At 61.9% G+C, this 11761-nt stretch carries 11 protein-coding genes; 9 read left to right on the forward strand and 2 right to left on the reverse strand.

Annotated elements, in window-relative coordinates:
* The first annotated feature begins 8 nt into the window (after window positions 1-8).
* The 9 genes from copC (at window position 9) to HX839_RS14925 (ending at window position 8640) form a co-directional block, all read left to right on the forward strand.
* Window positions 9-374: a copper homeostasis periplasmic binding protein CopC gene (copC, locus tag HX839_RS14885; protein ID WP_003207825.1), complete on the forward strand. Its 366-nt coding sequence runs from the start codon at window positions 9-11 to the stop codon at window positions 372-374.
* Window positions 375-377: 3 nt separating this feature from the next.
* Complete coding sequence (gene copD / locus HX839_RS14890; RefSeq protein ID WP_003207822.1) at window positions 378-1235, forward strand: copper homeostasis membrane protein CopD; 858 nt, start codon at window positions 378-380, stop codon at window positions 1233-1235.
* Between the two features lie 148 nt (window positions 1236-1383).
* Window positions 1384-2652, forward strand: a complete 1269-nt coding sequence (locus tag HX839_RS14895; protein WP_177067249.1) for an OprD family porin — start codon at window positions 1384-1386, stop codon at window positions 2650-2652.
* Between the two features lie 306 nt (window positions 2653-2958).
* Complete coding sequence (locus HX839_RS14900; protein ID WP_177067250.1) at window positions 2959-3780, forward strand: NAD(P)-dependent oxidoreductase; 822 nt, start codon at window positions 2959-2961, stop codon at window positions 3778-3780.
* A 30-nt stretch (window positions 3781-3810) separates the two neighbouring features.
* A complete protein-coding gene (locus HX839_RS14905) occupies window positions 3811-4686 on the forward strand; it encodes an SMP-30/gluconolactonase/LRE family protein (RefSeq protein WP_003207816.1) in 876 nt (291 codons plus the stop codon).
* 51 nt (window positions 4687-4737) lie between these two features.
* On the forward strand, window positions 4738-5709 hold the full coding sequence (locus tag HX839_RS14910; RefSeq protein ID WP_177067251.1) for a TRAP transporter substrate-binding protein: 972 nt from the start codon (window positions 4738-4740) through the stop codon (window positions 5707-5709).
* A 67-nt stretch (window positions 5710-5776) separates the two neighbouring features.
* Window positions 5777-6304 carry a TRAP transporter small permease gene (locus HX839_RS14915; RefSeq protein ID WP_003207813.1) on the forward strand — a complete coding sequence of 176 codons (528 nt, stop codon included), beginning with the start codon at window positions 5777-5779 and terminating at the stop codon, window positions 6302-6304.
* On the forward strand, window positions 6305-7585 hold the full coding sequence (locus HX839_RS14920; protein WP_003207810.1) for a TRAP transporter large permease: 1281 nt from the start codon (window positions 6305-6307) through the stop codon (window positions 7583-7585). It abuts the gene before it with no gap.
* Window positions 7586-7779: 194 nt separating this feature from the next.
* Window positions 7780-8640, forward strand: coding sequence for an aldose 1-epimerase (locus tag HX839_RS14925; protein ID WP_177067252.1), 861 nt, complete (start codon window positions 7780-7782; stop codon window positions 8638-8640).
* Window positions 8641-8763: 123 nt separating this feature from the next.
* Here the strand turns inward: HX839_RS14925 and HX839_RS14930 are convergent, their stop codons facing one another.
* Both HX839_RS14930 and HX839_RS14935 read right to left on the reverse strand, forming a co-directional pair.
* Window positions 8764-9909 carry an HlyD family secretion protein gene (locus tag HX839_RS14930; protein ID WP_003207807.1) on the reverse strand — a complete coding sequence of 382 codons (1146 nt, stop codon included), beginning with the start codon at window positions 9907-9909 and terminating at the stop codon, window positions 8764-8766.
* Window positions 9906-11564: an MFS transporter gene (locus HX839_RS14935; RefSeq protein ID WP_003207803.1), complete on the reverse strand. Its 1659-nt coding sequence runs from the start codon at window positions 11562-11564 to the stop codon at window positions 9906-9908. Before HX839_RS14935 ends, HX839_RS14930 begins: the two co-directional genes overlap by 4 nt.
* Window positions 11565-11761 lie beyond the last annotated feature (197 nt).

An 11761-nucleotide genomic window follows, 5' to 3' on the forward strand; every position in this document is an offset into this window, starting at 1 on the left:
ATTGAACAATGTTGATCAAGAAGACCCTCACCACCGTTGCCCTGCTCGCTTCCCTGCTGGGCGCCTCGGCCGCGTTTGCCCACGCCCACCTGAAAAGCTCGGAGCCTGCCGCCGACAGCAGCGTCGCCGCGCCCAAGGACCTGCGCCTGACGTTCAGCGAAGGCGTTGAAGCGACCTTCACCAAGGTATCCCTGAGCAAGGACGGCACCGAAGTCGCGATCAAGGGCCTGGAAACCCCGGACGCCGACAAGAAAGTATTGGTGGTGACACCGGCCGCACCCTTGGCCGCCGGCACCTACAAAGTGGTGTGGAACGCGGTCTCGGTGGATACCCACAAGAGCAACGGTGAATACAGCTTCAAGGTCGGCCAATAATCCATGGCCACCCTGCTGGTGCTGTGCCGTTTCCTGCATTTCATCGTCGTGCTGTTGATGTTCGGGGCCTGTGTGTTCAGGCCCTGGCTGCTGGGCGCGGGACCGCAACCGGTGCTGGACCGCCAACTGTCGCGCATCACCCAAGGGTTGGCGTGGCTGGCATTGGTGTCGGGGGTGGCGTGGCTGCTGTTGATCAGCGCGAGCATGGCCGGTGTCGGGCTGGGCGCGCTGGAATGGTCGACCGTGCAGTTGGTGCTGGGCAAAACCTTCTTCGGCCAGGTCTGGACCTGGCACTTGCTACTGAACGTGCTGCTGGTGCTGGGCCTGATGACGCCGTGGAAGGCGTTGCGCCTGCCGCTCTGTGCATTGCTGCTGGCGACACTGGCACCGGTGGGCCATGGCGCCATGCTCAATGGCATGGCCGGACAGTTGCTGATCCTCAATCAGGTGGTGCACCTGGTGTGTGTCGGTGCCTGGCTGGGCGGCCTGCTCCTGCTGGTGTTGATCCTCAGGCAATCGCCCCGCTATCCGTTGGAACCGATCCTCAAGCGCTTCAGTGGCATCGGTTATGGCCTGGTGACAGGGCTGCTGGTGACCGGATTGATCAACGTGCGGGTGCTCACCGGGCAGTTCTGGCCGACGCCCTTGTTCACAGGGTTCGCCCTGATCCTGTTGATCAAGGTGCTGCTGGTGTTCGGCATGCTCGCCCTGGCGCTGCTGAACCGCCTGCGGATTCACAACTGTGAGCAGCGGCTGCCTGCCTTGAAGGCCAGCGTGATGATTGAATGGTTACTAGGTGTTTCAGCGGTAGCCGCCGTCTCGCTGCTTGGCACCTTGCCGCCCATGGTTGCAGCGGGATAACTCCTTCCCCACTGACTCCCTTCACGCAGGGAGTCATCGTATAACTTTCGATTGACAACCCCCTGAAACCTCGCAAATATCGCCTTCAGTGTTGTACGACAACGTATAACAAAAAATAAAAACAACAAAAAGACAAGGGAGCGTCACTGTGAGCCAACACGTCCGCCAGTTCTCCGGCACCACCCGTTTTGCCGCCATCGGTTTGAGCAGCCTGGCCTTTACCCTCCCCGCCACCGCCTCGGCAGAAGGCTTCATCGATGACGCCACCGCCACGCTCAACCTGCGCAACGCCTACTTCAACCGCAACTTCACCAACCCCGCCTACCCCCAGGGCAAGGCCGAGGAGTGGACGCAAAACTTCATTCTCGATGCCAGGTCCGGCTTCACCCAAGGCACCGTCGGTTTCGGCCTGGACGTGCTGGGCCTGTACTCGCAGAAACTCGACGGCGGCAAAGGTACCGCCGGCACCCAACTGCTGCCGACCCGCAGCGATGGCCGCCCTGCCGATAACTTCGGGCGCCTGGGCGTGGCGCTGAAAACCAAGCTGTCGAACACCGAATTGAAAGTCGGCGAATGGATGCCGGTACTGCCGATCCTGCGCTCGGATGACGGCCGCTCACTGCCGCAAACGTTCCGCGGCGGCCAGGTAACGTCCAGGGAAATCGCCGGCCTGACCTTGTATGGCGGCCAGTTCCGCGGCAACAGCCCGCGCAACGACGCGAGCATGGATGACATGTTTCTCAACGGCAAAGCCGCATTCACCTCGGACCGCTTCAACTTCGGCGGCGGCGAATACACCTTCAACGACAAGCGCACCCAGGTAGGCGTGTGGTACGCCGAACTCAGTGACATCTACCAGCAACAGTATTTCAACCTCACCCACAGCCAGCCCGTGGGTGACTGGACCCTGGGCGCCAACCTCGGGTTCTTCACCGGCAAGGAAGACGGCAAGGCCCTGGCCGGCGACCTCGACAACAAAACCGCGTTCGCCCTGCTCTCGGCCAAATACAAAGGCAACAGCTTCTATATCGGCCTGCAGAAACTCAGCGGCGACAGCGCCTGGATGCGGGTCAACGGCACCAGCGGCGGCACCCTGGCCAACGACAGCTACAACGCCAGCTACGACAACGCCAAGGAAAAATCCTGGCAGGTGCGGCACGACTTCAACTTCGTGGTAATGGGCATTCCCGGGTTGACCATGATGAACCGCTACATCAGTGGCGATAACGTGCACACCGGGGTGATCACCAATGGCAAGGAGTGGGGCCGTGAGTCGGAGCTGGCCTACACGGTACAAAGCGGTCCACTGCGGGACCTGAATGTGCGCTGGCGCAACGCAACGATGCGCCGGGATTTCAGTACCAACGAGTTTGATGAGAACCGGATATTCATCAGTTACCCGCTGTCGTTGTTATAGCGGTCTACAAACAACCGGAAAGGCTTTTGTGGCGGGGGAGATTGCTGTGGGGAGGTAGATTGCTGTGGCGAGGGAGCTTGCTCCCGCTGGGCTGCGCAGCGGCCCCAAAATCTTGGGAGCGCTTCGCACTCCAGCGGGAGCAAGCTCCCTCGCCACAGCAAGCCCTCTTGCCACAGCAAGCTCCCTCGCCACAGGACAGCGATGAGCCTCTATCAACTTCGACCAATAGTGCGTTGACAAGTGTAGGAAACCCTAAGGATACTTCGGATCAGTCATACGACAACCTACAACAATAACGGGATCACCATGACCACCACAACCGCCCCTACCCCGTTCAACCGCTTGCTGCTCACCGGTGCCGCCGGTGGCCTGGGCAAAGTCTTGCGCGAACGCCTGCGTCCTTACGCCAAGGTACTGCGCCTGTCGGATATCGCCGACATGGCCCCGGCCGCTGACGACAGCGAAGAAGTATTGCCTTGCGATCTTTCCGACAAACAAGCCGTGCACCAACTGGTGGAAGGCGTCGATGCGATCCTGCATTTCGGCGGCGTATCGGTGGAACGCTCGTTCGAGGAAGTGCTGGGCGCGAACATCTGCGGGATCTTCCACATCTATGAAGCGGCGCGTCGCCATGGGGTCAAGCGCGTCATCTTCGCCAGCTCCAACCACGTGATCGGCTTCTACAAGCAGGACGAAGCCCTCGACGCCCACTCCCCGCGCCGCCCCGACAGTTACTACGGGCTGTCCAAATCCTACGGTGAGGACATGGCCAGTTTCTACTTCGATCGCTATGGCATCGAGACCGTCAGCATCCGCATCGGCTCCTCGTTCCCGGAACCCCAGAACCGCCGGATGATGCACACCTGGCTGAGCTTCGACGACCTCACCCAACTGCTCGAACGCTCGCTGTACACACCGAATGTCGGGCATACCGTGGTCTACGGCATGTCGGATAACCTCGATGTGTGGTGGGACAACCGCTTCGCCACGCACCTGGGCTTCACCCCGCGGGACTCTTCCGAAGTATTCCGCAAACAGGTTGAAGCCCAGCCGATGCCCGCTGCCGACGACCCGGCGCGGGTGTACCAGGGGGGCGCGTTTTGCGCCGCCGGCCCGTTCGGTGACTGACCACAGACCAACCCAAGGGAATGAGTGGCCATGCAAGCAGAACTGATTGTCGACGCCCGCAACGCCGTGGGTGAATGCCCGGTGTGGGTACCCGGGGAAAACGCCCTGTACTGGGTGGATATTCCCACAGGCGAACTGCAACGCTGGAACGCCACCAGCGGCCAGGCGCAGGCCTGGAAAGCTCCGCAGATGCTCGCCTGCATCGCCCGCACCTCGGCGGGCGATTGGGTTGCGGGCATGCAAACCGGGTTTTTCCGGCTGACGCCCCACAACGATGGCAGGCTCGACACTGCGCCCCTGGCCAGCGTCGAGCACGCCCGCCCGGACATGCGCCTGAACGATGGCCGCTGTGATCGCCAGGGCCGGTTCTGGGCCGGCAGCATGGTGCTGAACATGGCCGAGAATGCGGCCGACGGTGCACTGTACCGCTACGAAACAGGCCGGGCGGTTCACACCGCACTCAACGGTTTCATCACCCCCAACGGCCTGGCCTTCAGCCCGGACGGGCGCACGATGTACCTCTCGGATTCGCACCCGTTGGTCCAGCAGGTCTGGGCCTTCGACTACGACATCGACAGCGGCACGCCGTCCAATCGGCGGCTGTTTGTGGATATGCACCAGTTCCTCGGCCGCCCCGACGGAGCCGCCGTGGATGCCGAAGGTTGCTACTGGATCTGCGCCAACGATGCCGGGCTGGTCCACCGCTTTACCCCCGACGGCCGTCTCGACCGCTCACTGGCCGTGCCGGTGAAAAAACCCACCATGTGCGCCTTCGGTGGCAGCCGCCTGGACACCCTGTTCGTCACCTCGATCCGCGACGACCACAGTGCCCAGTCGCTGGCCGGCGGCGTGTTTGCCCTCAACCCCGGGGTCACCGGATTGCCGGAGCCCACCTTCATCCTCTAGCTGCATCGCTGTGCCTTGAATAAAACAATAACAAGACTGGAGAGACACCCCATGGACTTCAAACGCACTTTGCTCCTCGCCGCACTCCCCTCCACCTTCGTCTTCGCCGGTGCCGCCCACGCGCTGGAAATCAAATTCGCCGACATCCACCCCGCCGGCTACCCCACCGTCGTCGCCGAAGAACAGCTGGGTAAAACCCTGGTGGCCGAAAGCAACGGCGGCCTGACCTTCAAGATGTTCCCCGGCGGCGTGCTGGGCTCGGAAAAGGAAGTGGTGGAACAGGCCCAGGTCGGCGCGATCCAGATGGCCCGGGTCAGCCTCGGCATCGTCGGCCCGGTGGTGCCGGACGTGAACGTGTTCAACATGCCGTTCGTGTTCCGCGACCAGGTGCATATGCGCAAGGTCATCGACGGCGAGATCGGCGATGAAATCCTCGCCAAGATCACCGACTCCGAATTCAACCTGGTGGCGCTCGCCTGGATGGACGGCGGCACGCGCAACCTCTACACCAAGAAACCGGTGCGCAAGATCGAAGACCTCAAGGGCATGAAGATCCGCGTGCAGGGCAACCCGATCTTCATCGAAACCATCAACGCCATGGGCGGCAACGGCATTGCCATGGACACCGGCGAGATCTTCAGCGCCCTGCAGACCGGCGTGATTGACGGCGCGGAAAACAACCCGCCCACCCTGCTGGAACACAACCACTACCAGAACGCCAAGTTCTACAGCCTGACCGGCCACCTGATTCTGCCCGAGCCCATCGTGATGTCGAAAATCACCTGGAACAAGCTCACCCCCGAGCAACAGGTGCTGGTGAAGAACACCGCCAAAGCCGCGCAGATCCAGGAGCGCGAGCTGTGGGACGCCAAGTCTGCCAGCAGTGAAGCCAAGCTCAAGGCTGCTGGCGTCGAGTTCATCGACATCGACAAAAAACCGTTCTATGAGGCCACCGCTTCGATTCGCGACAAGTACGGCGCGCCCTACGCCGACCTGATCAAGCGCATCGAAGCCGTCGAGTAACCCTTTTTCCTCTCATAGATAAGGCCCGGCGCGGTCGGCATCGACGCGCCCGGTTACGGTGAACGCCATGAAGAATTTACTGCTGCGCATCAACGACCGCATTTACATGAGCTGCATCTGGATCGCCGGCCTCGCCGTTCTCGGCGTCGCGCTGATCATTCCCTGGGGCATCTTCGCCCGCTACGTGCTCGGCACCGGCTCCAGCTGGCCGGAGCCCACCGCCATCCTGCTGATGCTGGTGTTCACCTTTGTCGGCGCCGCCGCCAGCTACCGCGCCGGGGCGCACATGTCGGTGGCCATGGTCACCGACCGCCTGCCGCCCGGCCAACGCCGAATCGTCGGCATCGTCTCGCAATTGCTGATGGCAACCATCTGCCTGTTCATGACGATTTGGGGCAGCAAATTGTGCCTGTCGACCTGGAACCAGTTCATGAGCGCCATGCCGACCTTGCGGGTGGGCATCACCTATATGCCGATCCCGATCGGTGGCTTGCTGACCCTGGTTTTTGTGCTGGAAAAACTCCTGCTGGGTGACCAGAGCAACCGTCGGGTCGTGCGCTTCGACCTGGTTGAAGAAAGTGAAGGGGCTGCCTGAATGGACGCATTGATTCTGTTGGGCAGCTTTATCGCCCTGATCCTGATTGGCATGCCGGTGGCCTACGCCCTGGGGCTTTCTGCGCTGATCGGCGCGTGGTGGATCGACATTCCGTTCCAGGCCCTGATGATTCAGGTGGCCGGCGGGGTGAACAAGTTTTCGCTGATGGCGATTCCGTTCTTCGTGCTGGCCGGGGCGATCATGGCCGAGGGCGGCATGTCGCGCCGGCTGGTGGCGTTTGCCGGGGTGCTGGTGGGGTTTGTGCGCGGCGGCCTGTCCCTGGTGAACATCATGGCCTCGACGTTTTTTGGCGCGATCTCCGGCTCGTCGGTGGCCGATACGGCGTCTGTCGGTTCGGTGCTGATTCCGGAAATGGAACGCCAGGGCTATCCCCGTGAATTCGCCACCGCCGTCACCGTGAGCGGCTCGGTACAAGCCTTGCTGACGCCTCCGAGCCACAACTCGGTGCTCTACTCCCTGGCGGCGGGCGGCACCGTGTCCATCGCCTCGCTGTTCATGGCCGGCGTGGTCCCGGGCCTGCTGATGAGCGCCTGCCTGATGGTGCTGTGCCTGATCTTCGCGAAAAAGCGCAACTACCCCAAAGGCGAAGTGATCCCCCTGAAACAGGCACTGAAAATCTGCGCCGATGCACTGTGGGGCCTGATGGCCATGGTGATCATTCTTGGCGGGATTCTGTCGGGCATCTTCACCGCCACCGAGTCGGCGGCGATTGCGGTGTTGTGGGCGTTCTTCGTGACCATGTTCATCTACCGCGACTACAAATGGAGCGAGCTGCCCAAGCTGATGCACCGCACGGTGCGCACGATCTCCATCGTGATGATCCTGATCGCGTTCGCCGCCAGCTTCGGCTACATCATGACCCTGATGCAGATCCCGGCGAAGATAACCACGATGTTCCTGACCCTGTCGGACAACCGCTACGTGATCCTGATGTGCATCAACGCCATGCTGCTGTTGCTGGGTACGGTGATGGACATGGCGCCGCTGATTTTGATCCTCACGCCGATTTTGCTGCCGGTGATCCTGGGGATTGGCGTCGACCCGGTGCACTTCGGCATGATCATGCTGGTGAACCTGGGGATCGGCCTGATCACCCCGCCGGTGGGTGCGGTGTTGTTTGTGGGGGCGGCGGTGGGCAAAGTCAGCATCGAGAAGACCGTGAAGGCGTTGCTGCCGTTTTATGGCGTGCTGTTTTTGGTGCTGATGGCCGTGACCTACATTCCGGCGTTGTCGTTGTGGTTGCCGGGGTTGGTGTTATAAGCCCCACACTGCGTGTAGCGAGGGAGCTATTGTGGAGAGGGAGCTGCTGTGGCAAGGGAGCTTTCTGTGGCGAGGGAGCTTGCTCCCGCTGGAGTGCGAAGCGCTCCCGCTTTTTTGGGGCCGCTCCGCAGCCCATCGGGAGCAAGCTCCCTCGCCACACAAGCATTCATCATTCAATAGGTCTGCTGACACTCATGATGCTTGAACTCGAAGACAACCTGACCCACCTGACGCTGGCGCCAGCGTTGGGCGGGAGTATCGTCAACTGGACAGTACGCAGCAGCGGCCAGCCGTTGCTACGCCACACCGATCAACAGTCGCTGGCCAGCGGCCTGCCGGGGAAGCTTGCGTGCTTCCCGCTGGCGCCCTGGTCGAACCGGGTTGCCGAAGGTGGCTTTGATAACCCATCAGGGTGGTTGGGACTTGAGCCCAACAGCCCGCTGGACCCGCTGCCAATTCATGGCAGTGCCTGGCAACAGGTGTGGCAGGTGGTCAGCCAGACGTCAGACGAAGTGGTGTTGCAACTGGACAGCAGCACACCCTTTGCGTATCGCGCCGAGCAGCGGGTTCAGTTGAAGGGCGGCAAGTTGAGCATCACCTTGCGCGTCACGCACCTGGCGGAAACGGCGACGTGGCATGGGCTGGGATTGCATCCGTATCTGCCCCGCAGGCCGGGCACGCAATTGCAGGCAAAGGCTTCGCAGGTATGGATGAGTGATGCGGCGAAATTGCCGACAGGCCTGGCTGCCGTACCCGCCGAGTGGGATTTTCAACACCCAGAATCGTTGCCCCAGACACTGGTGGACAACGGTTTTTGCCAGTGGGACGGGCGCTGCGTCATCCAGCAGCCAGACCTGGGTTACACCCTGGAATGCCAGGCCACCGGCAGCGACTATTACCTGCTGTATTGCCCGCCGGGGCTGGATTTTTTCTGCTTCGAGCCGGTGAGTCATCCGGTGAATGCCCATCACCTGCCGGGTAGGCCGGGATTGAAGCTGTTGGAACAAGGCCAGTCGGCAGAACTCAGTTTCAGCCTGCAATACAAAACCCTCTAACAACACAAAACCCATGTGGGAGCGGGCTTGCTCGCGAATGCGGTGGATCAGTCAACACATCTGCGACTGACACTCCGCATTCGCGAGCAAGCCCGCTCCCACATTTTTGATCTCCATTGTGTCTTAGGGAGGGGTGTTTTTCAGGCGCCCCGCCGTGTCGATACTCACCACCACCGATAACCCCGGTCGCAGCCGTTCACTCTGCTCCTGCCCCGGATCCACGGTAATCCGCACCGGCACCCGCTGGGCGATCTTGACGAAGTTGCCGGTAGCATTGTCCGCCTGCAACAGGCTGAACTCCGACCCGGTCGCCGGGGAAATGCGCTGCACCGTGCCGTGAAACTTGCGGTGGTCCAGGGCATCCACGGTAAAGGTCACCGGCTGGCCAACCTGCACGTTGTCCATCTGGGTTTCTTTCATGTTGGCGATCACCCACAGCTGGTTCGGCACCAGCGCCATCAACTGCGCGCCGCTGTTGACGTAGGCCCCGAGGCGCACGCCAATCTGGCCCAGTTGCCCGTCACGCGGGGCGATGATCCGGGTGTTCGACAGGTCGATACGCGCCAGCTCCACTGCCGCATCGGCACTGGCCACCGCCGCCTCCAGCGAACCGCGATTGACGATCACTGTCTGCAAATCCTGCCGGGCGATTTCCAGGTTGGCCTGGGCCTGGGCCACGGCCGCAATGGTTTGCGCATTGGCGGCGCGGGTCACGTCCAGCTCGCGTTTGGACACCGACCCATCGCTGATCAACTCCTCATTGCGGCGCAAATCCGCGGTGCTTTTGCGGGCCTGGGCCTGGCTGTCCATCAAGGCCGCCTGACGCAGCTTGATGGTCGCCTCGGCGCTGTTGCGTTGCTGCACCACATTGGCCAGGGACGCCTGCTGCACCGCCAATTGCGCCTGGGCCTGATCAAGGCGCTGCTTGTAGATACGGTCATCGAGGCGCACCAGCAAATCCCCGGCCTTGACGTACTGGAAGTCCGTCACCGGCACTTCATACACGTAGCCGCTGAGCTGCGGCCCGATGATCGTCACCTGGCCGCGCACCAGGGCGTTTTCGGTGGTTTCCACGGCGCTGCTGAAGGGCGGCAACTGCCAGGCGTAGAGCACGATCAGCACGCCGATAATCGCAATCGCGGCAAAGCCCATGGAAGAGATGATGCGCACCCGCAAGGAGCGCGGTTCGGTGGCCGGCATGCTCGGCGGCGCGGTGCCTTCCGGCGTGGAAGCGATGGCGTTGGTGGTGGTCGTCGTCGGTTCGGTCATGAAGAAAGTGCGCCGCTGGGTTGAACGGGAGGCGCTGCACTGGCGGCAGCTTTAGTGGTACTCATCAGCCAGAGGCTGCGGATAAAGATCCAGATCATGGTGAGTATGGCGATGATCGCGATCAGCATGAACACATCGTTGTAGGCCATCACATTCGCCTCGCGGGTGGCGGCCGTGGCCAGGCTGCGAATGCCCATGAGGTTGCGCAACTCGGGGTCGGCGATCACCCCGCCATAGGCCGAGCCGCCGCTGGCAACACGCGCCGCCACACGCGGGTCGAGCAAAGTCAGGTGTTCGACGATCATGCTGGAATGGAATTTTTCCCGCACGATCTGGAACGTACCGAGCAATGCCGCGCCGATCAGGCCGCCAAGGTTCTGGCAGATCCCGAACAGCACCGAGAAACTCACCAGGTTCCTGGGGTTGGTCAGTACGTTCTTCGTGCCCAGGACCATGGTCGGCCCGAGGAAGAACGTGCCGCCAAAGCCTAGCAGGAACTGGCTGATGTACATGTTTTGCGGACGCGTGAGGTTGCTGGAGAAACTGTCCATCACCGAGCCCACGGCCATGAAGGCCAGGGAGATGATCAGCGGCATCAGTAAATGCGCGGGGTTGATGGTCAGCGCGCTCACGGCCAGGCCGGCAATCGCCCCCGCCAGCATCACCCAATACAGCGTGCGCATCTGCTCGTTGCTCATGTTCAGCATCTGCATGAAGCCCACGGCACCGGTGGACTGCTCCGAGAGCACCATGCGAATCAGCACCACCGCCAACGCCAGGCGAATCATCGCCCCGCTGCCCAGCCAACGGGTCATCAGCAACGGGTTCGAGCGGTTATGTTCGATGGCCAGGCCGGCCATGATCAGCACCAGCGAGCAGGCCGAGGCGATACCGATCCACGGCGCTTCCAGCCACCAGTCGATACGGCCCAGGGACAGCACCGCGCAGAGCAAGGCAACGCCGGTGGCGAGGATGGCGAAGGTCAGGAAGTCGAGTTTTTCGAAGGTCTTGAAGCGGTCGCCCGGGGGCAACTTGAGCAGGAATACGCAGCCCAGGCAGGTCAGCGCCATGCCCAGTTCGAACAGGTACAGGCCGCGCCATTCGGCGATTTGCAGCAGGTCTTCGGAGAACAGTCGGGCCAGGGGCAACGCCAATTGCGCGGTGCCCAGGCCGAGCACCAGGGCTTTCATCCGCCACTTTGCGGGAAAGGCCTGGATCATGTAGTAAAGGCCCAGGGAACTGAGGGCGGCGCCGACCATGCCGTGGGCCGCGCGTACGGCGATGGCCGAGCTGAGGTCGTTGACGAACAGGTGGCCGAAGGTGACCAGGGCGTAGAGCACCAGGAACACTTCGGTGAACGCACGCAGGCCGAATTGCTGGCGGAATTTTACCAGCAGCAGGTTCATGGAGACGTTGGTCATGACGTAGGCGGCGGGGAGCCAGGCCATCTCGGCCGTCGTCGCGCCCAGGGCGCCCTGGAGGTACACAAGGTTGGCGATCACCAGCGAGTTGCCGAGGCCACCGGTGATTGCCACGAGTACGCCAACGAGGGCGTAGGCCCAGCGCTTGCGGGTGGAATGCAGCGGCGTCGACGGCGAGCCCGGCAGGCTCGGGCGCTCGTGGGGCTGCCAGGTGTGGGGGGTGTATTTGTCCATTCGGTGGCCTTGATGACCGGCGTTTGGGGCCGGTGGAACGGTTACTCAGGGAGTAGTAAACCTGAGTGGAGTTCAACTTGCCATCTTGGGAGGGATTTGGGCGGTTGGGGTGCATATCCGTTGCTGCGGTAACGGCTGCTTATGGTTCCGCTCTTACAGCGGCTCACTTCTTAACAGCGCAAAAGTAAGCAAAACGC

The sequence above is a fragment of the Pseudomonas sp. I8001 genome, from assembly GCF_013385345.1.
Taxonomy (GTDB): domain Bacteria; phylum Pseudomonadota; class Gammaproteobacteria; order Pseudomonadales; family Pseudomonadaceae; genus Aquipseudomonas.